The organism is Bradyrhizobium sp. 159 (assembly GCF_023073795.1).
Taxonomy (GTDB): Bacteria; Pseudomonadota; Alphaproteobacteria; order Rhizobiales; family Xanthobacteraceae; genus Bradyrhizobium.
Genome location: NZ_JADPKE010000096.1, coordinates 74,980 through 101,137 on the forward strand (window position 1 = coordinate 74,980; position 26,158 = coordinate 101,137).

The 26,158-nt window shown below is 65.2% G+C and carries 23 protein-coding genes; 11 read left to right on the forward strand and 12 right to left on the reverse strand.

The features are described from left to right. Positions 1–240 precede the first annotated feature (240 nt). From IVA96_RS30130 to IVA96_RS30145, 4 genes are all read left to right on the forward strand, one after another. On the forward strand, positions 241–1,803 hold the full coding sequence (locus IVA96_RS30130; RefSeq protein WP_247420967.1) for a hypothetical protein: 1,563 nt from the start codon (positions 241–243) through the stop codon (positions 1,801–1,803). A 321-nt stretch (positions 1,804–2,124) separates the two neighbouring features. Continuing rightward, a complete protein-coding gene (locus IVA96_RS30135) occupies positions 2,125–3,324 on the forward strand; it encodes an ABC transporter substrate-binding protein (RefSeq protein ID WP_247420970.1) in 1,200 nt (399 codons plus the stop codon). Between the two features lie 7 nt (positions 3,325–3,331). Then, entirely contained in the window at positions 3,332–5,065 is a 1,734-nt protein-coding gene (locus IVA96_RS30140; protein WP_247420974.1) for an FAD-dependent oxidoreductase, read from the forward strand. Between the two features lie 22 nt (positions 5,066–5,087). Next, on the forward strand, positions 5,088–5,882 hold the full coding sequence (locus IVA96_RS30145; protein WP_247420976.1) for an IclR family transcriptional regulator: 795 nt from the start codon (positions 5,088–5,090) through the stop codon (positions 5,880–5,882). 220 nt (positions 5,883–6,102) lie between these two features. Here the strand turns inward: IVA96_RS30145 and IVA96_RS30150 are convergent, their stop codons facing one another. The 4 genes from IVA96_RS30150 to IVA96_RS30165 are packed head-to-tail and all read right to left on the reverse strand — an operon-like array spanning position 6,103 to position 10,605. Further along, positions 6,103–6,882 (reverse strand): SDR family oxidoreductase, encoded by a 780-nt coding sequence (locus tag IVA96_RS30150; protein ID WP_247420978.1) that lies wholly within the window; start codon positions 6,880–6,882, stop codon positions 6,103–6,105. A 39-nt stretch (positions 6,883–6,921) separates the two neighbouring features. Further along, the gene (locus IVA96_RS30155; RefSeq protein WP_247420980.1) at positions 6,922–7,665 is read right to left on the reverse strand and encodes an aspartate/glutamate racemase family protein; all 744 of its coding nucleotides are present in this window, start codon (positions 7,663–7,665) and stop codon (positions 6,922–6,924) included. Between the two features lie 9 nt (positions 7,666–7,674). Beyond that, entirely contained in the window at positions 7,675–8,940 is a 1,266-nt protein-coding gene (locus IVA96_RS30160) for an FAD-dependent oxidoreductase (RefSeq protein WP_247420982.1), read from the reverse strand. Positions 8,941–8,943: 3 nt separating this feature from the next. Beyond that, positions 8,944–10,605 (reverse strand): thiamine pyrophosphate-binding protein, encoded by a 1,662-nt coding sequence (locus IVA96_RS30165; protein ID WP_247420984.1) that lies wholly within the window; start codon positions 10,603–10,605, stop codon positions 8,944–8,946. 259 nt (positions 10,606–10,864) lie between these two features. Here IVA96_RS30165 and IVA96_RS30170 point away from each other — a divergent pair, with 259 nt between their 5' ends. Further along, positions 10,865–11,554, forward strand: coding sequence for an aspartate/glutamate racemase family protein (locus IVA96_RS30170; protein ID WP_247420986.1), 690 nt, complete (start codon positions 10,865–10,867; stop codon positions 11,552–11,554). A 229-nt stretch (positions 11,555–11,783) separates the two neighbouring features. Here the strand turns inward: IVA96_RS30170 and uxuA are convergent, their stop codons facing one another. The 6 genes from uxuA to IVA96_RS30200 form a co-directional block, all read right to left on the reverse strand. Next, on the reverse strand, positions 11,784–12,974 hold the full coding sequence (gene uxuA / locus IVA96_RS30175) for a mannonate dehydratase (protein WP_247420988.1): 1,191 nt from the start codon (positions 12,972–12,974) through the stop codon (positions 11,784–11,786). A gap of 13 nt (positions 12,975–12,987) precedes the next feature. Beyond that, complete coding sequence (locus IVA96_RS30180) at positions 12,988–14,037, reverse strand: L-idonate 5-dehydrogenase (RefSeq protein ID WP_247420990.1); 1,050 nt, start codon at positions 14,035–14,037, stop codon at positions 12,988–12,990. Continuing rightward, entirely contained in the window at positions 14,034–15,440 is a 1,407-nt protein-coding gene (locus IVA96_RS30185; protein WP_247278305.1) for a TRAP transporter large permease, read from the reverse strand. Before IVA96_RS30185 ends, IVA96_RS30180 begins: the two co-directional genes overlap by 4 nt. Before the next feature lie 4 nt (positions 15,441–15,444). After that, positions 15,445–16,023 (reverse strand): TRAP transporter small permease, encoded by a 579-nt coding sequence (locus tag IVA96_RS30190; protein ID WP_247420994.1) that lies wholly within the window; start codon positions 16,021–16,023, stop codon positions 15,445–15,447. Between the two features lie 112 nt (positions 16,024–16,135). Beyond that, positions 16,136–17,113 (reverse strand): sialic acid TRAP transporter substrate-binding protein SiaP, encoded by a 978-nt coding sequence (locus tag IVA96_RS30195; RefSeq protein WP_247420995.1) that lies wholly within the window; start codon positions 17,111–17,113, stop codon positions 16,136–16,138. 70 nt (positions 17,114–17,183) lie between these two features. Next, entirely contained in the window at positions 17,184–17,996 is an 813-nt protein-coding gene (locus tag IVA96_RS30200; RefSeq protein ID WP_247420998.1) for a FadR/GntR family transcriptional regulator, read from the reverse strand. Between the two features lie 142 nt (positions 17,997–18,138). On the opposite strand from IVA96_RS30200, the gene IVA96_RS30205 reads away from it, so the two are divergent. Continuing rightward, the gene (locus IVA96_RS30205) at positions 18,139–19,623 is read left to right on the forward strand and encodes a mannitol dehydrogenase family protein (RefSeq protein ID WP_247421001.1); all 1,485 of its coding nucleotides are present in this window, start codon (positions 18,139–18,141) and stop codon (positions 19,621–19,623) included. 92 nt (positions 19,624–19,715) lie between these two features. Continuing rightward, positions 19,716–20,123, forward strand: coding sequence for a nuclear transport factor 2 family protein (locus IVA96_RS30210; RefSeq protein WP_247421003.1), 408 nt, complete (start codon positions 19,716–19,718; stop codon positions 20,121–20,123). 67 nt (positions 20,124–20,190) lie between these two features. Here IVA96_RS30210 and IVA96_RS30215 read toward each other — a convergent pair whose 3' ends face one another. Then, on the reverse strand, positions 20,191–20,910 hold the full coding sequence (locus tag IVA96_RS30215; RefSeq protein ID WP_247421009.1) for an HAD family hydrolase: 720 nt from the start codon (positions 20,908–20,910) through the stop codon (positions 20,191–20,193). A gap of 150 nt (positions 20,911–21,060) precedes the next feature. Here IVA96_RS30215 and IVA96_RS30220 point away from each other — a divergent pair, with 150 nt between their 5' ends. From IVA96_RS30220 to IVA96_RS30230, 3 genes are all read left to right on the forward strand, one after another. Next, entirely contained in the window at positions 21,061–21,909 is an 849-nt protein-coding gene (locus IVA96_RS30220) for an SDR family oxidoreductase (RefSeq protein ID WP_247421012.1), read from the forward strand. Positions 21,910–22,034: 125 nt separating this feature from the next. Continuing rightward, entirely contained in the window at positions 22,035–23,303 is a 1,269-nt protein-coding gene (locus IVA96_RS30225; protein ID WP_247421015.1) for a serine hydrolase domain-containing protein, read from the forward strand. 314 nt (positions 23,304–23,617) lie between these two features. Continuing rightward, complete coding sequence (locus IVA96_RS30230) at positions 23,618–24,682, forward strand: 2-dehydropantoate 2-reductase (RefSeq protein ID WP_247421016.1); 1,065 nt, start codon at positions 23,618–23,620, stop codon at positions 24,680–24,682. 27 nt (positions 24,683–24,709) lie between these two features. Here the strand turns inward: IVA96_RS30230 and IVA96_RS35670 are convergent, their stop codons facing one another. Next, complete coding sequence (locus tag IVA96_RS35670; protein WP_256464591.1) at positions 24,710–24,841, reverse strand: hypothetical protein; 132 nt, start codon at positions 24,839–24,841, stop codon at positions 24,710–24,712. Between the two features lie 424 nt (positions 24,842–25,265). Between IVA96_RS35670 and IVA96_RS30235 the strand changes: the two genes are divergently transcribed. Beyond that, complete coding sequence (locus tag IVA96_RS30235; protein WP_247421017.1) at positions 25,266–26,084, forward strand: YkgJ family cysteine cluster protein; 819 nt, start codon at positions 25,266–25,268, stop codon at positions 26,082–26,084. The last annotated feature ends 74 nt before the right edge of the window (positions 26,085–26,158 follow it).

Sequence of the window (26,158 nt, forward strand, 5' to 3'; positions counted from 1 at the left end):
ACCGCTCTCGCGGCGAAAAACGACTTAGAAAAAGCGATATCAGTTTCAAGGGGGCTGCCACAAATTTTTTGTGCCCCACCCTGGTTGATGCTCGGCTGACGGCCCGCCCCCTCCCTGCCCGCGACCACCGGCGGCGGGTGGCCCGGAAGCCCCCGGGATCGATCGCGGGGTAAAATAGAGATAAATTGGCGAGCTTGGCAAAGACCAGGGTTGCCTCTTATGCATCCGGACCGGCAACGCATGACGAAGCACCGGGCCGCATACGACAGCGGGGGATACGGAACGCACCCAACCGGTCGCGCAGCGGCATGCGCGCTGACGATTGCGCTGCTCGCAGCCGCAACGATGTGCGCGGCGCGCGCCGGCGACGGGCCCGTCGTGGCGGCGGAATTGAAGGCGATCGGAACGGTCGATACGCGCTTTCAGTCCTACAACATCGAGATGGTGGAGGTGACCGGCGGACGGTTCTGGAAGCCCTATCCGCGAACGGCACGGACCTTCGACCAGCGGGATCGTTACAGCGCAAGACCGCCGATCGATCTGACCAATGCACGCCTGCGCCTGCTCGCCGCCGCCTTGTCGCCGGCCTATCTGCGCGTGAGCGGCACCTGGGCCAATGCGACGTTCTTGGCCGACCCGCCGGGAAAGCCGCCGCCGGGGTTCAACTCCGTCCTCAGCCACGACCAGTGGCGCGGCGTCGTCGAGTTCGCGCGCGCGGTCGATGCCGAGATCGTCACCTCGTTTGCGATCAGTCCTGGCAGCCGCGATGCCGATGGCGTGTGGAAACCGGATCAGGCGCAGCAGCTCATCGACACCACGCGCGCGCTGGGCGGCCGCATCGCCGCCGCCGAATTCATGAACGAACCGACACTCGCAGCGACCAACGGCGCACCGGCCGGCTATGACGCGACCGCCTATGGCCGCGACTTCAAGATCTTCCGCGACTGGGTGCGGCGCGAGGCGCCTGAGACCTTGATCCTCGGTCCAGGCTCCGTTGGCGACGCGCCATCGCCATCCGGGGCGGGCATCACGACGCGCGATCTGCTCGCTGCATCCGGTTCGGGGGTCGACCGCTTCTCCTATCACCACTACAACACGATCTCGCCGCGCTGCGGCGGGCACGATGATCCGGCGCAGGCGCTCTCGGAGGGATGGCTGGCACGCACGGATGCGACACGCGCGACCTACCAGGCGCTGCGCGACACATTCGAGCCGGGCAAGCCAATCTGGCTGACTGAGACGGCTGATGCGGCCTGCGGCGGCAACCGATGGGACCGGACGTTTCTCGACACGTTCCGCTATCTCGACCAGCTCGGACGCCTGGCGAAGGCCGGCGTCCAGGTGGTGATGCACAACACCCTCGCTGCCAGCGACTACGGTCTGCTCGACGAAGCCACCTTCCGGCCGCGGCCGAGTTACTGGGCTGCGCTGCTCTGGCGGCGGCTGATGGGACCGATCGTGCTCGATGCACGCAGGGCCGCTTCACCAGATCTTCATCTCTACGCCCATTGCCATCCGACCATGGCAGGTGCGGTGTCGCTGCTCGCGATCAACACGTCGCGCCGCGCCTCGCGCCCGCTGACGCTCTCGGCCTCAGCCGAGCGGTACGCACTGCATGCCGCGCGGTTGCAAGGCACGGTTGTGCAGCTGAACGACAAGACGCTCGCGCTGACCGCCGATGGCAGATTGCCCCGGCTTGACGCGCACGCAGCACCGGCAGGAGCAATCCGGCTCGCGCCGGCGACCATCACCTTCCTGGTGTTTCCGAACGCGGCAAATCCCGCCTGCTCGCCGCGACGATGAGGCGGCCGAGCCGGCCGCCATAGTGCCCGATGATCGCGCCGCCGATCAGCCGAGAACACCGCGAGCGTGCCAACATGCGCGGTCGTCGAGTTCTCCGCTGGCGCAGAGACCCTGTCGCTGCCGTGCCCTGCCGTCGATTCCGGTGCGCATCATGGCCAAATCGCGCTGGAATGAGCACCGATGCTCCAAACTCATGTCCTGCACGGACCCTGACTGCCGAATCCGACCTCTCATTCGCCATTGACAAACTCATTTGCTATTATCTAACCTGCAGCCACAACGACCAGCCGCGCCAAGCGGCCAATAAGCGAGGGAACGACGATGAGAGGGCTTTTGGCCTGCGCCATGCTCGCGGCCATGACGTCTGCTGCTACTGCACAAGTCTCGGACGACGCGGTCCGGATCGGCGTGCTGACGGACCTGTCGAGCTGGGGCCGCGACAACAGCGGGCCTGGCTCGGTCGAAGCCGCCAAGATGGCGGTGGAGGAATTCGGGCCGACCGTGCTCGGCAAACCGATCGAGATCATCAGCGCCGACCACCAGATGAAGACCGACGTCGGCGTGCAGATCGTGCGCGGCTGGTTCGACAACGGCAAGGTCGACGCTGTCGTCGACATCCCCAATTCCGGCATCGCCATCGCCGTTCACAACATGGTGCGCGAACGCAACAAGATCGCTCTGCTCTCCGGCCCCGGCGCGAGCTCGTTGACCGACGAGCTGTGCAGCCCCAACACCGTGCATTTCACCTACGACACCTACGCGCTGTCGAAGGTGACGGCCTCCGCCGTGATCAAGGAAGGCGGCAAGTCCTGGTATTTCATCACCGCCGACTACGCCTTCGGCCAGCAGCTCGAGAAGGACGCAACCCGCTTCATCAACGAGATGGGCGGCAAGGTGCTCGGCGGCGTCAAGCACCCGACCAATACCGCCGATTTCTCCTCCTTCGCGCTCCAGGCGCAGAGCTCGAAGTCCGACGTGGTCGCGTTCGCCAATGCCGGCCAGGACACCGATAACGCCATCAAGCAGTCGGGCGAATTCGGCCTGGTGCAGGGCGGCCAGAAGCTGGTCGGCCTGTTGATGTTCGACACCGACGTGCACGCGATCGGCCTCAAGGCCGCGCAGGGCACCTATATGACCACGGCCTCATACTGGGCCATGGACGAGGCGACCCGGGCCTGGTCGAAGAAGTTCTACGAGCGCACCAAGGTGATGCCGACCATGATCCAGACCGGCGTCTACGGCTCGGTGCTGCATTATCTCAAGGCCATCAAGGCCGCTGGAAGCGACGATTCGGCCAAGGTCATGGCCAAGATGCGCGAGCTGCCGGTCGAGGATACATTCGTCCATGGCGGACGCTTGCGCGAGGACGGTCGCGTCATCCGCGACATGTATCTCGCCAAGGTGAAGTCGCCCGAGCAGTCCAAGGAGCCGTGGGACTATCTGGACATCGTCAAGACCGTGAAGGGCGAGGACGCCTTCCGCCCGGTCTCCGAGTCCAAATGTCCGCTCCTGAAGAAGTGAGATCCAGATGACCGGCAGCGACCAAAGCACAATTGAGACTTACGAGTGCGATGTGCTCGTGGCCGGATCGGGCGCCTCCGGCATGTCGGCGGCAATCACCGCGCGTTATCGCGGCCTCGACGTGCTCATTGTCGAGAAGGAGCCGCGCTTCGGCGGCACCACCGCCCGTTCCGGCGGCTGGCTCTGGATTCCCGGCACCTCGCTTGCCAGGGCTTACGGCATCGAGGAGACGCCGGAGCAGGCCCGCACCTATCTCCGCCACGAAGCCGGCAACAATTACGACGCCGCGCGGGTCGATGCATTCCTCAGCGCCGGCCCCGAAGCGGTCGATTTCTTTACCGCCAAGACCGCGCTGCGCTTCGACATGCCGCTGGTGTTTCCCGACTACCATGCCGAGGCGCCCGGCGGTGTGCAGGGCGGCCGCTCGATGGTCACGCGCCCATTCGACGGCCGCGAACTCGGCGACCTCATCAAGACCCTCGGCATGCCCCTGCCCGAACTGACCGTGTTCGGCATGATGCTCGGCTCCGGCAAGGAGATCATCCACTTCATGCGCGTGACGAAGTCGCTGACCTCCGCGGCCTATGTCGCCAAGCGCCTGTCACGTCATCTCGTGGACGTGCTGCGCTACGGCCGCGGCATGACGCTCACCAACGGCAATGCGCTCGCAGGGCGGCTGGCGAAATCCGCGCTCGACCTGAAGATTCCGATGTGGCTGTCCTCGCCGGTGCGCGAGCTCTCGGTCGAGAACGGTACCGTGACCGGCGCGATCGTTTCGCGCGAGGGACGCGATGTGCGCGTCCGCGCGCGCCAGGGCGTCGTGCTTGCCTGCGGTGGCTTTCCGCACGATGTCGAGCGGCGCAGAAAGATGTTTCCACATGCGCCGACGGGCAATGAGCACTATTCGCCGGGACCGACCGGCAACACCGGTGACGGCCTGCGCCTTGCGGAAAGTGCCGGCGGGCAGGTCGAGGATCGCCTGCCGAACGCTGCCGCCTGGGTGCCGGTGTCGCTGACCACACGCAAGGACGGCTCAAAGGGCGTGATGCCGCATTTCATCGACCGCGCCAAGCCCGGCGTGATCGCGGTGATGCGCGACGGCAAGCGCTTTACCAATGAGGGCAATTCCTATCACGACTTCGTCCAGGCCATGGTGAAGGCGGCCAAGCCCGGCGAAGAGATCGCGGCGTTTCTGGTCTGCGATCACAAGACGCTGCGCAAATACGGTCTCGGCTGCGTGCCGCCCTTCCCGATGCCGCTCGGGCATCACCTCAAGACCGGCTACCTCATGCGTGGCGACACGCTGGAAGCGCTCGCGGCGAAGGCGGGGATCGATGCCAAGGCGTTCACCGAGACCATCAAGCAATTCAATGCGACCGCGCCACAGGGCCAGGATGCCGTCTTCGGCAAGGGCTCGAAGGCCTATAATCGCTACCAGGGCGATGCGCTGCACGGCCCGAATCCCTGCGTCGCGCCGATCGAGAACGGCCCGTTTTACGCCATCAAGATGGTGATCGGCGATCTCGGCACTTATGCCGGCATCGTCACCGACGAGAACGCGCGCGCGCTCGACGCCGAAGGCCGGGTGATTCCGGGGCTCTATGCCGCCGGCAACGACATGGCGAGCATCATGGGCGGCAACTATCCCGGCGCCGGCATCACGCTTGGGCCGGCGCTGACCTTCGGCTACATTGCCGGACGACACCTTGCCGACAGCGCCGCTAAGCGCGAGGCGGCGTAAGCGGACGCACATCAGGAGGCGCATGAAGAGGGCAAGCCGCGGCATCCAGTCGATCGAGGTCGGCGGAGAACTGCTCCGCGCGCTCGCAAGGAGCAGCGAGCCGATGATGCTGCGCGATCTCGCCCGCGAAGCCGGCATGACGCCGGCCAAGGCGCATCCTTATCTCGCCAGCTTCTCACGCATCGGATTGATCGAGCAGGACGAGACCACCGGCCGCTACGAGATCGGCGCGCTGGCGCTGGAGCTCGGCCTGATCAGCCTGCGCCGCCTCTCCGGTGTGCGCATCGCACGTCCCAGGATCGCGGCCCTCGCAAGCCAGATCGGCCACGCGGTCTCGCTCGCGGTCTGGGGCACGCACGGTCCCACCGTAGTGCAACTGGAAGAGCCGGCCCAGCCCGTCCACATCGTGATGCGGGCCGGCTCGGTGATGGCGTTGCTGGAGACCGCGACCGGCCGGGCCTTCGCGGCATTCCTGCCGGAGAGGACGATCAGTGCCGCGCTGGAGAGCGGCCTCGACCGCCACGGCGTCGGCTACAATCCCAAGCGCGTGGTGAAAGGCGCGAAGATCGCCGAGATGCTCACCGAGGTCCGCAAGCATGGCCTCGCCCGCGCGCTCGGCGATCCTCTGCCCGGCGTCAATGCGTTCGCAGCACCGGTCTTCGATCATTCCGGCCACGTCGCGCTGGTCATCACCGCGATGGGCCCGGAAGGCACGTTCGACGCGCGCTGGGACAGCCCGATCGCGCATGCGCTGCGCGACTGCGCCAGCGCCATCTCGAAGCGGCTCGGACATGGGATGACGGTTGCGGCGGAGTAACAGGCAAACCGCCGCCTCACCACTGCTGTCATGCCCCGCGAAGGCGGGGCATTCAGTACGTTGCGGCCTCTCGGTTCAATCGCAGGAGTCACGGAGTACTGGATCGCCCGGTCCCGGCTCCGCCAAGGGCTTCGCCGGGCACCTCAGTATTGGGCCGGCGAAGCGTCAGCGAAGACGGCAAGCCGAGCGATACAGCGCGTGTGGGACGACCTTTCCAGCCCTATTTCTGCTTCACCGGCACCGTGTAATTCAGGATCAGCCGGCCGCCATCCGGATAGATCGTCTGCCCGGTGATGTAGGAGGCATCGTCACTGGCCAGGAACGCCACGACCGAGGCGACCTCGCTCGGCTCGCCGCCGCGCCCGGCGGGCGTGCGCGATAGCACGGTCTTGCGCGCATCCTCCGACGTATAAATCGCTGAAGCCACCATGTCGGTCAGGATCGTGCCCGGCCCGACCGCGACGACGCGGATGTTGTGCGGGGCGAGCGCGACCGCGGCGACCGAGGTGAGCTGCTTCATGCCGCCCTTGGAGATGGCGTAGGTCGCGAGCGTCGGAATCGCCAGCAGCGCGTTCACCGAGGACATGTTGATGATGACCCCGCCGCCGCCCTGCGCGATCATCTGCTTCGCCGCCGCCTGCACGCCGAAGAACGCGCCTTTCAGATTGATGGCGATGACGTCGTCGAAATCCTGCTCGGAGATATCGAGAATGTCCTGATTGCGGGCCACGCCGGCATTGTTGACCATGATGTCGAGCCGGCCGAATTCCTTGGCAGCAATTGCGACAAGATGATCCACGTCCGTGCGCGCGGCGACATTGGCGACCACGGTGCGCAAGGCATCCGGCCGCCCGAACTCGGCCGCCGTGGCGGCCAAGCCGTCGGCATCGACATCCGAGATGACGACCTTGACGCCGTCGTCCAGGAATCTCTTCGCGCAAGCCTTGCCGATGCCGCGCGCCGCGCCGGTGATGGCGGCGACCTTGCCGGATAGCTTCATGGGTTCACTCCAGGACTTGTGACGATCTCACGGACGCGTTCACGCAAAGATGCGCGGCCGCAGTCCGGCATGAAACCAGGTGATCATGGAATAGATGTCATAGACCGGCAACCCGACCTCGGCCTGGAGCGCTGCGGCGTAAGGCGGCATGTTCGTGCATTCGAGCACGATGGCGCCGACGTCCGGATTCTCCGCGACGAGCTGCTTGCCGGCTTCGACCACGTCGCGCTCGGCTTGCGCCACGTCCATGTCGTCCTTCTCGGCCTTGATCAGGACGCGAAAAAACTCCTTGCCGTTTTCGGTGCCGACGAGCGGCGTATCGAGCGGCACGCCGGCACCTTCGAGATGGGCGGGCGAGAGCGTCGAGCCCGACACCGTGACGAGGCCGACGCGCTTGCCGGGCGGCAAGGTCGCCTGCACCCACGGCACCTGCATCAGCGACGAGGTCGCAACCGGCACGCCGACGGCGGCCGCGATTTCCTTCTGGAACAACGAGAGGAAGCCGCAATTGGTGGTGATGGCTTCGGCCCCGAGCCGCACCAGGTCTTTCGCGGCATCGATGAAATCGGGCAGCAGGCCGGCTGCGCCCTTCAGCACCACCTTCTCCGGCGAAGCGCCACTCACCACGCGATAAAGCACGGGGAACGGCCAGGTCGTGCCGTTGCCCATGTCGCCGGGGATGCGCGGAAAGCGCGCTTCCAGCATCAAAATACCGAGCGGCGCGCCATAGATGGCCTTGCCGCCACGGGCAATGCGGGAGGACGAATTGGCTGGAGGAGTCATGGTACGATCTCAGAGGAAACGATCGGGTGCGAACGGCGCAAGCGGAATCTCAGGCTGCTTGCAGCTGAGGAGCTGCGCGACCAGACGGCCGGTACGCGCCGAGCCGACCAAGCCGATGTGGCCATGGCCGAAGGCATAGACGATATCGCGTGAGGCCCGCGCATGGCCGATGCAGGGCCGTCCATCCGGCATGCTCGGACGATGACCGAACCAGGTCTTGATGCGCGAGGCTGGCATGTCCTTCGGCAGCTTGGGGAACATGCTGATGAGGTGGTTGCGCAGGATTTCGGCTCGCTTCCAGTTTGGCGCGGCTTCGAGGCCGGCGATCTCGACCGTGCCGGCAGCGCGCAGGCCCCTGTCGGTCCAGTTCACCACCATCTTGGCATCGGACGCCATCATCGAGCTGCGCGGCCCCGATTCCGGGTTCTCGATCATGACGTGATAGCCGCGTTCGGTCTCGAGCGGCAGCGGATCGCCGAGGGACGCAGTAAGTTGCTTCGAGCGGACGCCCGCCGCCACCACTGCGGCATCGCACGCGATCTCGCCGGTCTCGGTGACGACGGCGACGAGCTTGTCGCCGGAGAGTTTTAGCCCTGTCGCCTTGGCGCGCACGTGCTTCGCACCGCTGGCGAGCGCGTGATTGGCGAGCGCTGCGACATAGGCGCCGGGATCGCGGCAGCGGCCGGCCTCCTCCACCACCACGCCAAAGGTGTAGCGCGGATGCAGGTCCGGCTCGCGCTGGCGCATCTCGTCCGCGTTAAGCTCGAGCCATTCGACACCGACGCGCTTGCGCAGGCGCCAGCCGAGATCGCTATCGAAATTGCCGCGCGACGGGAACACGTGCATCACGCCGTTGCGCTCGATCAGTTCAGGCACGCCCGCTTCTTCCGCGAGCTTTTTGTGCAGCAGCGGTGCGTCCTTCAGCAGGTCGCGCAGCGCAAACGCCGTCTTCTCGACCCGCGTCTCGGTCCAGCCCGAGAGCAGATACTTGATCAGCCAGGGCAGCGCTTTCGGCAGATAAGACCAGCGGATCGCGAGCGGCCCGAGCGGATCCATCAGATAAGCCGGTACCTTCTTCCAGACGCCCGGCTCGGCCGGCGGGATCACCGAATGCGAGGAGAGCCAGCCGGCATTGCCATAGCTCGCCGCTTGCTCGCCACCGGGCTCGCCCGGATCGATCAACGTGACGCGATGTCCCTCGCGCAGCGCCTCGATGGCGCTGATCACGCCGATCGCGCCGGCACCGATGATGGCGACGTGGCGACCGGTCGCCATCGCCTAAGCCTTCACGGTCGGCACAAAGTCCTTGCCGACCGAGATCGCGCGCGGATCGATGATGCAGTGGAGGATCGACGGCTTGCCCGAGGCGAGCGCGCGCTCGAACGCCGGTGCGAACTGCTCGGTGCGCTCGACGCGCTCGCCATGGCCGCCGAACGCTTTCGCGTACATCGCGAAATCAGGGTTCTTGAGCTGGGTGCCGACGACGCGGCCGGGATAATCCCGCTCCTGGTGCATGCGGATGGTGCCGTATTGCGAATTGTCGACGATGATGACGATCAGCGGTGCGTCATACTGCACGGCGGTCGCGAACTCCTGGCCGTTCATCAGGAAGCAGCCGTCGCCGGCAAAGGCGACGACGACGCGATCCGGATATTGCCGTTTTGCCAGCACGCCCGCCGGCACGCCATAGCCCATCGAACCCGAGGTCGGCGCGAGCTGCGCGGCAAAGCTGTGGAAGCGGTGGTGGCGATGGATCCAGCCGGCATAATTGCCGGCGCCGTTGCAGACGATCGCGTCCTTGGGCAGGCGGTCGCGCAGCCAGGTCATGACCTGGCCGTACTGGAACGTGCCCGGCAGCTCGCGCGCCTTCTCGGTCCAGGCGAGATAATCGGCATGCGCCTTCGCCGCTTCGCCCTTCCAGGCCACCGTTCCGGCGGGCTTCAGCGTCTCGACGGCCGCCGCGAACGCAGCGGGCGTCGCCTGGATCGCAAGCGCCGGCTGATAGACGCGGCCGAGCTCCTCGGAGCCCGGATGCACGTGGATCAGCTTCTGCTGCGGAACCGGAATGCCGAGCAGCGTGTAAGACGAGGACGGCATCTCCGACATGCGGCCGCCGATGAGCAGAATGACGTCGGCGCCCTCGATGCGCGCCTTCAGGCCCGGGCTCGGCCCGATGCCGAGATCGCCGGCGTAATGCGAATGGTCGGCGTCGATCAGCGAAGCCCGGCGGAACGAGGTCGCGACCGGCAGGTCGAAGCGCTCGGCAAAGCGGGCGACGCTCCTGGTCGCCTCATCCGTCCAGCGCGAGCCGCCGAGAATGACGAGCGGCGCCTTGGCACCGGCGAGCATGTCGCCGAGCTTCTCGATGTCGGCCGGCGCCGGCCAGCTCACCGCCGGCTCGATGCGCATGGCATCGGCAACCGCCGCGGTCTCGGTCAGCATGTTCTCCGGCAGCGCGATCACGACGGGACCAGGGCGGCCCTGCATGGCGACACGGAAGGCGCGCGCGACCAGCTCTGGAATGCGGTCGGGGCGATCGATCTCGACGGCCCATTTCGCCATGGTGCCGAACACGGCCTTGTAGTCCAGCTCCTGGAACGCCTCGCGCTCGCGCATGCCGGTATCGACCTGGCCGACGAACAGGATCATCGGCGTCGAATCCTGCATCGCGATGTGGACGCCGTGGCTGGCATTGGTCGCGCCGGGCCCGCGCGTGACGAAGCAGATTCCGGGGCGGCCGGTGAGCTTACCATAGGCCTCCGCCATCATCGCAGCGCCGCCTTCGGCGCGGCAGATCACGACATCGATCGGGCTGTCGTGCAGCGCATCGAGGGCCGCCAGATAGCTCTCACCCGGCACGCAGGTGACGCGCTCGACGCCCTGGGCGACGAGCTGATCGATCAGGATCTGGCCCCCGGTGCGGGTGTTGCGAATGGTCATGACGGCTCCCTCAAGGCTTCGGCGATGCACTCTATTCGGGAACTGGGGTAGGACAGGCCGCGAAAGCGCGCAAGATCGAAAGGCTTCTCGCCGCCTGCGCAGCCGTCATGCCGGTCCCTGCCGTTTGCACTTCAGCCCCGTGCGACGGCCACCCCTGGAGTGGACCCGCAGATGATCAAGGGCTTCGCGATCGTCGTGATGGCGAGCTTAGAGGTCTTCCACTACGATCCGGTCAAATTGACTCGCCTGGAGCACCGGAATGCAAACCATCGGCCTGATCGGGGGCATGAGCTGGGAGAGCACTGCGCTCTATTACAGGCTCATCAACGAGCGGGTCCGCGACCGCGTGGGCAAGCTGCATTCGGCGCCGCTGCTGCTGTATTCCTACGATTTTCAGGAGATCAAGGAGATGCAGTATGCCGGCCGCTGGCGGGAGGCGGCGACGAGCCTGTCCGAGATCGCGCGGCGCCTTGAAAGCGCCGGCGCGCGGGCGATCGTGCTGTGCACCAACACGATGCACAAACTGGCGCCCGAGATCATGGCGAGCGTCACCGTGCCGTTCATTCACATCGGCGATGCGACGGCGGAGCGGATCCGGGCGAAGGGATACCGGCGGGTCGGACTGCTCGGCACCAGGTTCACGATGGAGGAAGACTTCTACATCGACCGATTGCGCGCGCACGATCTCGATGCCATGATTCCTCCCGCGGACGAGCGCGCCGAGGTGAACCGCATCATCTACGACGAGCTGTGCCTCGGGACTGTCGCTGCACCCTCGCGCCGTTGCTATCAAGAGGCAATGGCGGCGCTCGTCGAGCGCGGCGCGGAGTGCATCATCCTCGGCTGCACCGAGATCACGATGCTGGTCGGCCCTGATGACACGTCGGTCGAGACGTTCGACACGACCGCAATCCACGCCGAGACGGCCGCCGATTTCGCGATCGGGTGAATCTGTATCAAGTCCCGGCGACGGCAGCACGCCACCAGGCAGGCGGTGCTGGGGTGAAGCCCCCTCTCTCCACGTCATTGCGAGCGCAGCGAAGCAATCCAGAATCCCTCCGCGGAAAGACTCGGGATTGCTTCGCGGAAGCCTGTCATCGGGCCGCGCTTCGCGCGGACCCGTTGGCTCGCAATGACGGTGTGGATAAACGCCTCGCTAACGGATGAGAAGCGAGCCTCTACCGATGCTGGATCGCCCTGATCGCGCCGCGGAGCTCGGCGAGGCCGCGCAGGCGGCCGATGGCGGTGTAGCCGGGATTGGTGCGCTTGGTGGCGGCGAGATCGTCGAGCATGCGGTGGCCATGGTCGGGACGGAAAACAATCCTCTTGTCCGGAGAGCGCCGCGCATTCTCCTTGAGCAGCGCCTTGAGCACTGCGATCATGTCGACGTCGCCGTCGAGGTGATCGGACTCGTAGAAGGAGAGACCATCAGCCTCGCGCTTTGTTGCGCGCAGATGGGCAAAGGCGATGCGAGGGCCAAAGCGCTCCGCCATCGCAGGCAGATCGTTCTCGGCGCGCACGCCGAGCGATCCAGTGCACAGGCAGATGCCGTTGGCCTTGGACGGCACGGCGTCGAACAGCGCCTGGTAGTCCTCGGCCGTCGAGGCAACGCGCGGCAGGCCGAACAGCGGGCGCGGCGGATCATCCGGATGCAGCGTCAGCGATACACCGAGTTGCTCGGCGACCGGCGCGACACGGCCCAGGAATTCGGCAAGATGCCGCCGCAGGATCTTCGGCGTGATGTCGCGATACGTCTCGAGCCGATCGCGGAATTGCGGGATGGTCATCGGCTCGGTGGTCGAGCCCGGCAGCGCGCTGGCAATGACCATCACGAGATAGTCGATGTCGGCCTGGCTCATCTTGTCGAACAGCTGTTTCGCGCGGGCCTGCTGCTCCGGCGAATACTCCTGAAGCGCAGCAGGACGCTTGAGGATATGCAGCTCGAAGGCGGCAAAGCGGTCCTGGTCGAAGCGCATGGCGCGGGCGCCGTTCGGCAGCTCCCATTCCAGATCGGTGCGGCACCAGTCGACGACAGGCATGAAATTGTAGCAGATGATCTTGATGCCCGAAGCGGCCACCGCTTCGAGACTCGCGATCCACGCCTCGATCGACTTCGTCGCCTTAGCCCCGAGTCGCTTGACGTCGTCGGGGATCGGAATTGATTCCACCACCGACCAGGTCAGTTGCGAGCGGCCGGGCTGCCCGTTCTCAACGAAGTTCTTGCGCTCCTCGACCGCCTTGCGCGTCCAGGCCTCGCCGATCGGCACCTGATGCAGCGCCGAGACAATGTCCGTCGCGCCGGCCTGCCTGACGTCGTCGAGCGAGACTGGATCGTCCGGCCCGTACCAGCGCCATCCTTCCAGCATCATGCGTTGTCTCCGATCAATTCGCGGTCAGCACGACCTTGACGCTTTGCGAGCGGTCGAGTGCCAGCCTGAGCGCATCGGGCGCGGTCGATAGCGGCCGCTCCGCGGTGACCAGCGACAGCACGTCGACGCTGCCGTCCGCAATCAGTTCCACCGCCGTCATGAACTCCAAGCCAAAGCGGAACGAGCCGCGCAGGTCGATCTCCTTCGCCATCACAGCGTTCGACGGCGTCGGGATCTGCCCGCCCGGCAGATTGCCGATCTGCACCACGACACCGCCGCGCCGCACGATCCCGATTGCGCTCGCAAGGCCCGCGGCCGTTCCGGAGACCTCGAACGCGACATCATAGGGACGCGATGCGGCCTGCGCCTTCAGACCCTCTTCGCCGCCCGAAAGGTTCTCGACATGCGAGGCGCCGAGCCGGCTTGCGAAGGCCAGCGGCGCCGGCGCAATGTCGGCCACCGTGACATCAGTCATACCGGCGCGACGCGCGGCCAGCATGGTCAGAAGCCCGATCGGGCCGGCGCCGAAGATGATGCCGCGCTTGCCCTCGATGTTACCGGCGCGCGCGACCGCGTGCAGGCAGACCGCGAGCGGTTCGGCCAGCGCCGCGGCCTGATAGGAGACGTGGTCCGGTATCTTCACGCACTGCGCGGGAATCGCGTCGAAATAATTGGCGAATCCGCCCTGCATGTGCGGCGTCTTCGAGGCCGAGCCCATGAAGTAGATGTTCTCGCAGAGATTCGGCCGCCCCTCGCGGCAGGCGACGCAATGGCCGCACCAGCGCGACGGATTGACGGCGACGCGGTCACCGATCTTCAGGTTCGCTGCGGCGCCGGCGATCTCCACGACCTCACCGGAGATCTCGTGGCCGAGCACCAGCGGCGACTTCACGACAAAATCGCCGGTGCGGGCGTGGCGGAAATAGTGCATGTCCGAGCCGCAGATGCCGCCGGCGCCGAACCGGACGCGCACCATGCCGTCGCTGAGCTTGTCAAGCGAATGCTCGATCATGCGCAGGTCTTCGGGCCCGAACAGGGTTGCGGCAAGAGCAGTGGAAGTCATTTGGAAAGTCCCATGTATTTTGGCAGCCAGAGGGTCAGTTCGGGAATGTAGGTGATCGCGATCAGCGCGAGCATCAGCGGCACCAGCCACGGCAGGATCGCCACCGTCGTACGCTCGACCGAGAGTTTTGCCACGCGGGCGAGCACGAACAGCACCATGCCGAGCGGCGGGTGCAGCAGTCCGATCATCAGGTTCAGCGTCATGATCAAGCCGAAATGGATGGGATCGATGCCGAGCTTGAGCACGATCGGCAGCAGGATCGGCACCAAAATGGTGATCGCCGCCGTGGTGTCGATGAAGCAACCGACGAACAGGATCAGGACGTTGGCGAGCGCCAGGAACACCCATTTGTTGTGGGTGATGCTGAGCATCCAGTCCGACAACATCTGGGCCGCCTGCGACACCGTCAGCAGCCAGGCGAAGATCGAGGCTGCCGTGACGATGAACAGCACCGAGGCCGTGGTCTCGATAGTGTCGAAGGTCGCCTTGGCGACGGTCTGGAACGTCATCGTGCGATAGCGCACGAGGCCGAGGAACAGCGACCAGATCACCGCGGCGACGGCGGCTTCCGTGGGCGTGAACCAGCCGAGGGTCATGCCGCCGATCAGGATCACCGGCGCCATCAGCGCCATCACCGCGGAGAAGTCGAAATACCAGTCGATCACCAGCAGCGTGCCGAGACCGATCACTACCGCCATGTTGGTCGACATGCCGGCGAGCGTCATCAGCCAGATCGCAAGCGGGAACGACAGCACGATAACGATCTCAAGCCCGGCCGAGCCGAGCTGCGGCCAGGAGAACGGCGTATCGCTGCCCCATTTGTTCTTGTGCGCGAAGTAGGTGACGGTGGCCATCATGAACAGGGTCAGGACGACGCCGGGAATAACGCCGCCGAGGAACAGCGCGCCGATCGAGACGTTCGCCATCATGCCGTAGATCACGAAGGGCAGCGACGGCGGGATGATGGGGCCGAGCGTCGCCGAGGCCGCGGTGACGCCGACCGAAAACTCGGTGGAGTAGCCGTGGTCCTTCATCGCCTTGATCTCGATGGTGCCGAGACCGGCGGCATCGGCAATCGCGGTGCCCGACATGCCGGAGAAGATCACCGAGCCGATGATGTTGACGTGGCCGAGGCCGCCGCGCATCCAGCCGACCAGCGCAACGGCGAATTTGTAGATGCGCCCCGTAACGCCGGCGATGTTCATGAGGTTGCCGGCCAGGATGAAGAACGGCACGGCGAGCAGCGGAAAGCTCTCGACGCCGGCGATCATGCGCTGCGCCAGCGTGACGTCGGGCGTCACGCCGCTGACCAGGATGTAGAGCAGCGACGACGCGGCCATGGCAATCGCCACGGGAACGCCGAGCAGCATCAGGATGAGAAAGCCTCCGAGCAACAGCAGCATGGTCCTATCCTTCCGATCCGTCGTAGGCACCGGGACGTTCGAGGACCGAGTAGCCCTGCCGCCAGTTCTGCATTGCCACCTGCACCGAGCGTGCGAACATCAGCACGAAGCCGAGCAGCACGGCATAATATACGTAGTCCTTGGGAAGATTGATCGTGGTCATCTGCTCGTCGCCGATGATCTGGATATAGACCCAGACCAGCTTGATGGCGTAGCCGAAGAAGACGATCCGGATCAGGTCGATCACCGTCGACAGCGTGCGCGCCACGGGCTGCGGCAGATAGCGGTAGACGAGATCGACCTGGATGTGGCGCGACAGCCGCACGCACATCGAGGAGCCGATGAAGACCACGCCGATCAGGCAATAGGTGGCGATCTCTTCGGTCCAGGCGTAGCTGTCGTTGAGCACGTAACGGGTGAAGAACTGGAGGAAGACGGCAAGCGCCATCACCCAGAAGATCGCGAGCGCCAGCCAGTCCTCGAGCGCGTAGATGCCGAGATCGACCTTCGGCGTCGCCTCTTCCTCGAAGGTATGGGCGATCTCGTCCGCGGTGATCTGCCGGTGGATTTCGGCGGTCGACATGGGTTGCTCCTCAATGGACCTCAACGTCGTTCCGGGGCGACGCGTCAGCGTCGAACCCGGAACCTCGAGATTCCGGGTTCTCGCTTCGCGAGCCCCGGAATGACAGCCACTGCTATTTGACTTCCTGGATCTTTTCCCAGTCGGCCTTGCGGTAACCAAAAGTCTCGAACGCAACGTTCTTCAGCACGGTGTCGCGGAACTCGTTCTTGTCGACTTCGGTCACGCTCAAGCCTTTCTCCTTGAAGAAGGCGACCAGCTTGGCCTCGTTCTGCTTGATCTCCTCGGTGGCCCTGGCGGCCGCTTCCTGCGCGACATCGGTGAAGATCTTCTTGTCGTCGTCGCTGAGCTTCTTCCACAGCGCGCCCGCAATCACGGTGTTGAGGTGGTCGACGATGTGGCCGGTCAGCACGATGTGCTTCTGCACCTCGTAGAACTTCTTGGCCTCGATCGTGGTCAGCGGATTCTCCTGCGCCTCGACGGTGCCGTTCTGGAGCGCGAGATAGACTTCGGCGAACGCGATCGGCGCGGTGTTGGCGCCGCAGGCGCGCGGCATTGCGAGATAGGCCGGCACGTCAGGCACGCGCATCTTCAGGCCCTTCATGTCGGCGCAGGTCTTGATCGGCTTGTTCGACGAGGTCTGGCGCACGCCGTAATAGGTCACCGCGACGATGTGATGGCCGCTCTTGTCCTCGTAGCCCTTGGCGAGCTCCTTGAAGATGTCGCTCTTGGTATAGGCGAGAAGATGGTCGGCGTTGCGGAAAGTGTAGGGATAGTAGGTCACGCCGATCGGCGGGAAGCTCTTGGCCGCGAAGCTGGAGCCGGAGATGATGATGTCGACCGAACCGAGCGCGAGCCCCTGGTTGATGTCGGCTTCCTTGCCGAGCTGGGAGGCCGGATAGACCTCGATCTGATAGCGGCCATTGGTGCGCTTGCCGATCTCCTGCGCGGCCCAGACCGATGCGGTGTGGAACGGCTCCGAGGTCTCGTAGACATGGGCCCATTTGAGCTTGGTCTGCGCCATGCCTGCATTGGTCGCAGCCAGCAGCGCGGCGGCGGAGAGCGCCGCGGCAATCGTCATCTTCTTCAACATCGACTTTTCCTCCATCGTTCAAGTCTGCTTCTTGTTCGCCCGCCCCAAAGCGGAAGCGAGCCGCCCAATCTCATCGCCGCCGTGCGCTGCTGCTCGCAGCCCGCTTCTTCGGCGCATGTTTCGGTTTTGACGGTTTTGCCCCGGCTCGCTCCGTGCGGCTGGGTCCGGACGAGGATCCCACCGCGTTCTCGGCGCCAAAATTCTGCGCGAAGCGTTCCTGGGAGCGCGCCAGATGATTGCGCATGGCATCGCGCGCGGCCTGCGGATCATGCGCCGCGATTGCATCGCGCACCGCGCGATGTTCGTCGAGCGCCGTGCGCCACGTGCCTGGACTCTCGAAATAATGCGCAAGCTGAGCGAAATAGGGATTGAGGCGCTGGTCGAACAGCTCGCCGACCACGCGCACCAGAACGGCATTGCCGAGGCTCCCGGCGATCGCGATGTGAAACGCGCGATCATGGACCATCGAGGCTTCGCCGGGATGCTCGACATTCTCCATCGAGACAAGGGACGCATCGATGTGGGCGATGTCGTCCTTGGTCGCCACGCGCGCGGCCTCTTCGGCGACGGCGCTTTCCAGGAATTCGCGGGCGCGCAGCAGCTCAAACGGGCCCTCGATGACGGATGCGGGTGCTGGTGCCGCAACGGCGGCGGGCTCGATCACGTAGATGCCGGACCCGACCCGGATGCGGAGGCGGCCTTCGACCTCGAGCGCGATCAAAGCTTCGCGCACCGTCGGCCGCGATACCCTGAGCTGCTCGGCGAGCTCGCGCTCGGTCGGCAAGCGGCTGCCGACGGCGTACTCGCCGCTGTCGATCAGGCTTCGCAATTGATCGGCGACCTGGCGATAGAGCCGTCTCGCCTCCACAGCTTCCAGCGGCACGCTGGTCCTCCCGAACGGGTCGCGAGTCACCTCGTGGACCCGCGACTGGCCAATTTTGGAAAATTGGTCTTACCAATTGACCGGAGCATTGACCGAGGACAGGCGCCATGTCAAGCAGCGGCAAAGCAAAGGGGAGACGTCCATGCGCCTTCGTTCAACGCGCCTTGGCCGCACCAATCTCGAGCGGCTGCCGCCCGGCATCCGCCGCCCGGCCTATGACCGTTCGCGCGTCACGCCGGGCGTCGTGCATCTGGGCTTGGGAGCGTTTCAGCGTGCACACCAGGCCGTCGTTATCGACGACTGCCTTGCCGCCGGCAGCGCGTCCTGGGGTATCGTCGGCGCGAGCCTGCGCAGCCCGGACACGCGCGACGCCCTCGCCCCACAGGATCACCTCTACACCGTTGCCATACGATCGGCCGAAGGCACCGAGCACCGCGTCATTGGCGCGCTGCTCGACAGCGTCGTCGCTCGCGAGGATCCGGCACGGCTGGTCGGGCGGATGGTCGATCCCGCCATTCGCATCGTGTCCCTGACCGTCACTGAGAAGGGCTATTGCCACACGCCGCAAACCGGCGATCTCGACGAGCGGCATCCCGACATCGTGCACGATCTCAACAATGTCGACGCACCGCGCTCGGCTCCGGGCTTCATTGTGGCCGCGTTGGCGCGCCGGCGGGCGCAGGGTCTTCGACCCTTCACCGTGCTGTGCTGCGACAACCTCGCTGCCAACGGCCAAACCGTGCAGCGGATCGTGACGCAGTTCGCCGCGCTGCGGTCGAAGGAGCTCGGCAAGTGGATCGCGGATGCAGTCGCTTTCCCCTGCACGATGGTCGACCGCATCGTGCCGGAAACCACGGATGCCGACCGGCATGCGGTGTCATCCGCGCTGGGCTTTCACGACGCATGGCCCGTGATGACCGAGCCGTTCACGCAATGGGTGGTCGAGGACCGCTTCACCGCGGGCCGGCCCGATCTCGCCGCCGCAGGCGTCGAGCTCGTCAGCGACGTCAAGCCGTTCGAGCTGATGAAGCTGCGGCTGCTCAACGCCAGCCATTCGGCGCTGGCCTATCTCGGCTATCTCTCAGGCTACGAGACCATCGCCGACACCATGCAGGACCCGCATTTCGCCCGTCTTGCCGCGCAGGTGATGGAAGAGGCCGCGGTGACGCTGACAATGCCTTCAGGCACGGACCTCGCCGCCTATCGCGCCTCGCTGCTCAAGCGCTTCGCAAATCCTGCACTTCACCACCGCACCTGGCAGATCGCGATGGACGGCTCGCAAAAGCTCCCACAGCGCCTGCTCGGCGCGATGCAGGATCGCCTGCGCAAGGATTTGCCGATCGCAACCCATGCGCTCGCGGTGGCCGGCTGGATGCGCTACGTCACCGGGCTCGACGAGCAGGGCCGCGCGATTGACGTGCGCGATCCGCTCGCCGGCGAATTCGCCGCACTGGCGCGCGAGGCAGGTCCCATCGCCGAGCGGCTCGCGCCCGCAATGCTCGGGGTCGCGAAGGTGTTCGGACCTCTTGGCGCAGAGCCGCGCCTGCGCGAGGCCGTGACTGCGGCGCTCGGCCGTCTCTATCAAGATGGCGCACGGCGGGCGGTGGCGGCGCACGTTTCGGCGTGACCACAAAGCGCAGCATCTTGAATGCTGCACCGCGGTCAAAGCCGACGGAAGTCGCGCTTGATTTTTGCCTGCCATTGCCGCACCCGGGAGGCATGGCAAAAGACAGCAAGGTCATCGCCGCGAACGCGGCCTTCTACGCCGCCTTTTCGACCGGCAATTTCGACGAAATGGAGCGAATGTGGGCGGATGATGACGCCATTTCCTGCATCCATCCCGGCTGGCCGGCCATTATCGGGCGGGCCACCGTGATCGGAAGCTGGCGCGACATCCTGCAGAACCCGGAGCGGCCGCAGATCGTGTGCGCCGAACCGCAGGCCATCGTCGACGGCGACAGCGCGCGCGTGCTCTGCATCGAGATCGTCGACGGCACCGCTTTGGCCGCGGCGAACCATTTCCGCCGCGTCGGCGACGGCTGGCGCCTGGTGCATCACCAATCGAGCCCGATCGCGCAGATTGTCGAGCAGGCCGAAGAGGATAGCCCGAGCCACCGCGTCCATTGAAGACGATGATCACGCCGGCGTGATCTACTGTGCATGGGGTTGTTTTGCGAGTTTTTTGTTTAGCACCTCATCCAAGCCTCGACAGATCGTCCAGCACGGCCCGCGCAGCGCTGAAATCATCGTCCCGGAAGAACATGCTGCGCGTGATCAGAACCGGTATGCCGGCTCGTGAGGCCGCGATCAGGCCATTAGCGGAGTCTTCGATCGCCACACAGTCGTGCGCAGTCAGCTTCAGCCGTGCCAGGACCTCGAGATAGACGTCCGGTGCAGGCTTCTTGTGCCGCACGTCGTCGCCGGCAACGATCGCGTCGAAAACCCTGGCCCAGCCCAGCCCCAGCGCCTGCGAGAGCAGTGCGTCGATATTGCCGTGAGAAGTGGTGGTCGCGATCGCGAGCCGCTGGCCGCGCGCCCTCGCCGCGGCGAGCAGCTCCGCCACGCCTGGCCGCAACGGACAGCAGCCGGTCTCGACCAACTCGGCATAATGAGCGGTCTTGATGCGATGAAGCTCCGCGATGTCCTCGTCCGCCAATGGTTGGGCGGTCCGCAGCCTTGCATGGTAGGCGCGCATACGTTCCTTGCCCCCGGTCACCCGCAGCAGGTCCTTGTAGATGGCGCGATCCCATTCCCAGCCGAGCCCGTGGCGCGAGAAGGCATGATTGAACGCCTGCCGGTGCAGCTCCTCCGTTTCGGCAAGCGTGCCGTCGACATCGAAGATGAGCGCGGCGGCGCGCCGGATCAGGTCGGCAGCATTGCATGCTAACGGCGTGGCGGATGCTTCTGCCTGCATGATCGATGATTTCTCCTATCGCCCGGGTGACCATCGCCCGCGGCCGCAGATGAGACAAATTGCAATATCTTTTGCCGGCCCCAAAAATCTCTTATGAGCGGAGAGGCGCGCAGCTAGCGCGACGGGAACTCCGACCAGCACGGCAGAGGCATGCGGCTCTTCATTCTTGGCATCGGCTATAGCGCCAGGCACTTCGTCCGCAGGTTCGGCGGCGCCTTCTCGCACGTCGCCGGTACCGTGCGCGATCCCGGGCAGCGGGATGATCTCGCCGGCATCGAGGTGCAAGCCTTTTCCGGAAGTGATCTGGATCGCACCACGGTCGAACGCATCAGCGACGCCGACGTCCTTCTCATATCGATCCCGCCCGGCAGCTCCGGCGATCCCGCAGTCACCGGCCTTGCGGACGTAGTGGCGGCAGGTCGCCGCAAGGTCGTCTATCTCTCGACCATCGGCGTGTATGGCGATCAGGGCGGCGGATGGCTCGACGAGAGCACGCCGCCACACGCGATGTTCGAACGCACGCGGATGCGGCTCGCGGCGGAGCAAGCCTGGACGGATGCAACAGGCGGCGCTGCCGCGATCCTCAGGCTTGCGGGCATCTATGGCCCCGGCCGCAATGCGCTCGTGACCTTGCGTGCGGGAAAGGCCCGGCGCATCATCAAGCCGGGACAGGTCTTCAACCGCATTCACGTCGACGACATCGCGAGCGCGATCATGGCCGCTGTCCGTCACCCGAACGGCGGCACCTGGAACGTGTGCGACGACGAGCCCGCGCCGCCGCAGGACGTGATCGCCTACGCCGCGCAGCTGATGGGCGTTGCACCGCCGCCCGAGGAAGCGTTCGCGACAGCCGAGATGTCGGCGATGGCCCGCAGCTTCTATGCCAGCAGCGCCCGGGTCTCCAACGCGAAACTTAAGCGCGAGCTCGGCGTCACGCTTGCTCACCCGACCTACCGGCACGGCCTCGATGCGCTGTGGCGCGCCGGCGAAGGACGATAGGTTCCGGCATCTCCGGCGCGTTCCAGACATGTTCTGCCCGCGCCTGACTCCGCTCATTCGCGGACGTGTGATCTCGGCATTCCGCCAGTCCCTGCATAACGAGCTCGCGCCTTTGGGAGGACGCGATGAACAAGACGATCACAATGATCGCGGCGGCGGCTGCCGCCATCGCGTTCGGTACGGCCAATGCCGCGCCGCTACCCGAAGCCAATCCCGACGATGTCGGCTTCTCCAAACAGGGCCTTGCACGCCTCGACAGTTTCTTCGCGCGCGAGATCGCCGCCAAGCGCGTACCCGGCGCGGTCGTCGCGGTGGCGCGGGACGGCAAGCTCGTGCACTACAAAGCTTATGGCATGCTTGATCCAGACAAGAGCACGCCGATGCCTGTCGACGCGATCTTCGCGCTGGCCTCGATGACCAAGCCGATGGCAGCGGTCGCGGGCCTGACGCTGATGGAAAAAGGCCAGTTGCCGCTTCAGGCCAAGCTGTCCGACTACTATCCGGCCTTTGCCGACATGAAGGTCGGCGTGCATCAGGCAGACGGATCACTCAAGCTCGAGCCGCAGGCCTCGCCGATCTTCATCCATGATTTCTACCGGCATACGTCCGGGCTGATGTATGGCGGCCGCCCCGACAGCTCCAGTCCGGTGGCGCGGCAAGATCCCGATGGCATAGCGCCTGCGATCGAAGGCGACACCCAGGCCTTCATCGATCGCATCACAAAACTGCCACTGGCGCATCAGCCCTCGACTGAGTTCGAATACGGTTTTTCGATCGATGTGCTTGGTGCTGTGGTCGAGAAGGTGAGCGAGCAGAAGCTCGGCGACTATCTCGCTGCCAACGTCTGGCAGCCGCTCGCAATGAAGCACGCGACCTTCCACCCGACGGACGCACAGCGCGCTCGCCTCGCCCGCCCGTTCGCCAATGATCCGCTGACCGGCAAGCCCCAGGCGATCAAGCTATTGGACACGCCGACTAAATTCGACTGTGGCGGTGCCTGCGCGTTCGCAACGATCGGTGACTATGCCCGTTTCGGGCAGATGCTGCTCAATGGTGGCGAGCTGGACGGCCAGCGCATTCTCTCCCCCAAGACCGTGCATCACATGACGGCCAACCAGCTCGGTCCCGAGATCAAGAACAACGTAGCGAACATCGAGCCGCATCGCGGCGGCTTCGGCTTTGGCCTTTCGGTTGCGGTCCGCACCAGCGAAGGCCTGTCGTCGGTCCCCGGCAATCCCGGCGAGTTCACCTGGAATGGCGCCTTCGGGACGCAGTTCGTCTGCGATCCCAAGGAGCGTCTCGTCGTCGTCGTGGGAACGGCGGCGCCGGGCGAGCTCAGGAAATATTATCGCGAACAGGTCCAGGACATCGTTTACGGCGCGATGGTGAAGTGAGATCGGCGCTCGGAAATCTAAATGGCGGCCGAACGGGCCGCCCTTTAGCATCTAACGTCAGCTCGGGACGCCGTACGTCTTGCGCTCATCGCGACACATGATCGCCCCTCTCGGTTGAGCCGGGATATGCGGCGATAGAAGGTGCCCGCCCGGGCGAGCGCCTCCGGATTCGCTTTCGCGCCATCCGGTCTATCGGTGCCTTCTTGTATGCATTATCCCAGTTGCCATCCCCACGCACTTCGCTTTACATGCCCGCAATTCGCCCTCCGGACGGCGGAGGGGACAAAAGCTGCACGATTGCCAAGGGACGAAATATGGCGCGTAACATCCTGATTCTCGGAGCTTCTTACGGCTCCCTGCTGGGCACGAAGCTCTTGATGGCTGGGCATAACGTGACCCTGGTGTGTCGCGCCAAGACCGCGGAGCTGATCAATCGGGACGGTACCGAGGTGCGCATCAAGTTGCGCGACGAGGCGGTGCACCGGGCGATCTTCTCGCGTGACTTGCCCGGCAAGCTCGACGCGGTGACGCCGGCCAATGTCGACCTCTCCCGCTACGACCTGGTCGGCCTCGCGATGCAGGAGCCGCAATACACCAACCACACGGTGCGCGTTCTCATGGTCAAGATCGCCGCGGCGAAGCTGCCGTGCCTGTCGATCATGAACATGCCGCCGCTGCCCTATCTGAAGCGGATTCCGGCGCTCGCAGACATGGATCTCGAGGAGGCCTACACCAATGCGCAGGTGTGGGAGCGCTTCGAGCCGGGGCTGGTGACGCTGTGCTCGCCCGACCCGCAGGCGTTCCGTCCGCCGGAAGAGGCGGCGAACGTGCTCCATGTCGGCCTGCCCACGAATTTCAAGGCATCGGTATTCGCAGACGAGAAGCACAACAAGCTGCTGCGCGAGCTCGAAGGCGACATCGACGCGGTGACCCTCGAGGGCCACGACGTGCCGGTGAAGCTGAAGGTGTTCGACTCGTTGTTCGTGCCGCTGGCGAAATGGTCGATGCTGCTGACTGGCAATTACCGCTGCATCACGCCGAATGAGCCGCAGTCGATCCGCGACGCAGTGCATGGCGATCTCGCGCGGTCGCAGACGATCTACGATCATGTCGATGCCATCGCCCGCCGCCTCGGCGCCGACCCGCAGGACCAGGTGCCGTTCGCGAAATATGCCAAGGCCGCCGAAAGCCTGCTCAAGCCATCGTCGGCCGCCCGCGCGGTCGCGAGCGGCGCGCCGTTCATCGAGCGCGTCGACTTGCTGGTGAAGCTGATCTCGCATCAGCTCGGTGTGCCCAATGCCGAGATCGACCGCACGGTCGACACCGTGGACCAGAAGCTCAACGAGAAGATCGTGCAGGGCGGATCCGGCGCGCAGTAGGAGCGCCGCTTCCAGCGACACCGGCCCTCACGCGCTGCGAGCGAATCGAATCCAGATCAGGCCGGTCACCGCGACCAGCGTGATCGCGCCGGTGCGCGTGACCAGGTCGGGATGCCCAAGACGACGGGCGCCACGGCCGAGCGTTGCACCAAACGTCACCCACGCCGCGCCCGCCGTGGAATCTGAACCAGCATCACTACAGGTTCGGCGTACGGCACTGTTCCGGTGTGGCGCAAACTCAACGACAGTCGTCGCATCTCGATTGTCACGCGATCCGGTCGCCTTCACATCGCGCCGACGCGCAGGCCGCTGACATCACGACTGCGTGAGACGACGGCATGCCGCCCGTCATACCCCGGCACTTCGCGAGCAAAGCGAGCCGATTCGACGCGAATGAGCTCTCCTTTACGTGCTGGCCCGTCATTCGCGCAGACGTTGCATGCACGCGGGACAGGCTCGGCTTATTGCCCAGCCGACAGAGAGATGAGCAACATATCTTTTAGGTCAAGTGTTGACCTGTTTGCCGGACTGTTGTCCGGCGCAATCGCAATGCGCGGCTGAGAGAACCAGAACAAGAACAACAATGGATCAGGCGATGCTGAGCGTCGTCCGCGCGGTCGAGGCAGGCGCGACGACGATGAAGGGCGTGATCGACGCAACCCGACTGTCTCGTCTCAAGATCGAGCGGGCGTTGACCGCACTGGAGAAGCAGAAGCTGCTGGTGCGCGACGGCCAGGGCTTTCGCGCGACCGGCCTGCCGAAGGCGGCGCGCCCTGCCCGGCAATGCGGATCGTGCAACGCCTGCTGCGATATCCTCGAAGTCGCCGGGGTCGACAAGCCGGTGAACCAGCTCTGCAAACATTGGCAGGCCGGCACCGGATGCACCATCTACGATCGCCGCCCGCAAATGTGCCGGTCGTTCGTCTGTGCCTGGCTGCAGGGCCATCTCGACGACGACTGGTTTCCGGCGAAGTCGGGCATCGTGGTGCATTTCAGCCACGACGCCGTCAACGTCACGGTGGACAACGATTGTCCCGACCGCTGGCGCGAGGAGCCGTATTTCAGCAAGCTTGCCGAATGGTCGCTGAACGGCGTCAGGCGGATCGGAAACCGCGGCTATGCGACCCTCGTCGTGTCCGGCACCGAGCGGTTCCTGCTGCTCGGACGCACCATTGTTCCGGATCCGACGCTGTTCGGCACCGCGTTCCTTCCGCTCACCGCCGACACCTTCCGATTCTGGCGGGCGACGTCGCCCGAGCATTTGCAGCGGCTGCATGAGCGCATCGCCGAGATCGACCGGATCAGGCAGGAATTCGGCTCCTGCGCCATTCCCGAGAACGAGGACGACGATCCGCATCCGCCCTATCGGCCCGCGCTTTTACGGTTGTCGCATCACGCCTGAACTCCGCCGTGGGCAACGCGGCCTGATTCGCGCGGTAGCGCTCGACGCGCCCCGGCGGGGTTGATAAGCCCGTG

Bases quoted from the DNA above. Each gene is read 5' to 3' on its own strand.
- IVA96_RS30225 (WP_247421015.1), top strand. From the start codon at position 22,035: ATGAACAAGACGATCACAATGATCGCGGCGGCGGCTGCCGCCATCGCG.
- IVA96_RS30135 (WP_247420970.1), top strand. From the start codon at position 2,125: ATGAGAGGGCTTTTGGCCTGCGCCATGCTCGCGGCCATGACGTCTGCT.
- IVA96_RS30150 (WP_247420978.1), bottom strand. From the start codon at position 6,882: ATGAAGCTATCCGGCAAGGTCGCCGCCATCACCGGCGCGGCGCGCGGC.
- IVA96_RS30190 (WP_247420994.1), bottom strand. From the start codon at position 16,023: ATGTCGACCGCCGAAATCCACCGGCAGATCACCGCGGACGAGATCGCC.
- IVA96_RS30195 (WP_247420995.1), bottom strand. From the start codon at position 17,113: ATGTTGAAGAAGATGACGATTGCCGCGGCGCTCTCCGCCGCCGCGCTG.
- IVA96_RS30235 (WP_247421017.1), top strand. From the start codon at position 25,266: ATGGATCAGGCGATGCTGAGCGTCGTCCGCGCGGTCGAGGCAGGCGCG.
- IVA96_RS30215 (WP_247421009.1), bottom strand. From the start codon at position 20,910: ATGCAGGCAGAAGCATCCGCCACGCCGTTAGCATGCAATGCTGCCGAC.
- IVA96_RS30205 (WP_247421001.1), top strand. From the start codon at position 18,139: ATGCGCCTTCGTTCAACGCGCCTTGGCCGCACCAATCTCGAGCGGCTG.
- IVA96_RS30220 (WP_247421012.1), top strand. From the start codon at position 21,061: ATGCGGCTCTTCATTCTTGGCATCGGCTATAGCGCCAGGCACTTCGTC.
- IVA96_RS30160 (WP_247420982.1), bottom strand. From the start codon at position 8,940: ATGGCGACCGGTCGCCACGTCGCCATCATCGGTGCCGGCGCGATCGGC.
- IVA96_RS30210 (WP_247421003.1), top strand. From the start codon at position 19,716: ATGGCAAAAGACAGCAAGGTCATCGCCGCGAACGCGGCCTTCTACGCC.
- IVA96_RS30130 (WP_247420967.1), top strand. From the start codon at position 241: ATGACGAAGCACCGGGCCGCATACGACAGCGGGGGATACGGAACGCAC.
- IVA96_RS30165 (WP_247420984.1), bottom strand. From the start codon at position 10,605: ATGACCATTCGCAACACCCGCACCGGGGGCCAGATCCTGATCGATCAG.
- IVA96_RS30140 (WP_247420974.1), top strand. From the start codon at position 3,332: ATGACCGGCAGCGACCAAAGCACAATTGAGACTTACGAGTGCGATGTG.
- IVA96_RS30180 (WP_247420990.1), bottom strand. From the start codon at position 14,037: ATGACTTCCACTGCTCTTGCCGCAACCCTGTTCGGGCCCGAAGACCTG.
- uxuA (WP_247420988.1), bottom strand. From the start codon at position 12,974: ATGATGCTGGAAGGATGGCGCTGGTACGGGCCGGACGATCCAGTCTCG.
- IVA96_RS30170 (WP_247420986.1), top strand. From the start codon at position 10,865: ATGCAAACCATCGGCCTGATCGGGGGCATGAGCTGGGAGAGCACTGCG.
- IVA96_RS30185 (WP_247278305.1), bottom strand. From the start codon at position 15,440: ATGCTGCTGTTGCTCGGAGGCTTTCTCATCCTGATGCTGCTCGGCGTT.
- IVA96_RS30145 (WP_247420976.1), top strand. From the start codon at position 5,088: ATGAAGAGGGCAAGCCGCGGCATCCAGTCGATCGAGGTCGGCGGAGAA.
- IVA96_RS30155 (WP_247420980.1), bottom strand. From the start codon at position 7,665: ATGACTCCTCCAGCCAATTCGTCCTCCCGCATTGCCCGTGGCGGCAAG.
- IVA96_RS30230 (WP_247421016.1), top strand. From the start codon at position 23,618: ATGGCGCGTAACATCCTGATTCTCGGAGCTTCTTACGGCTCCCTGCTG.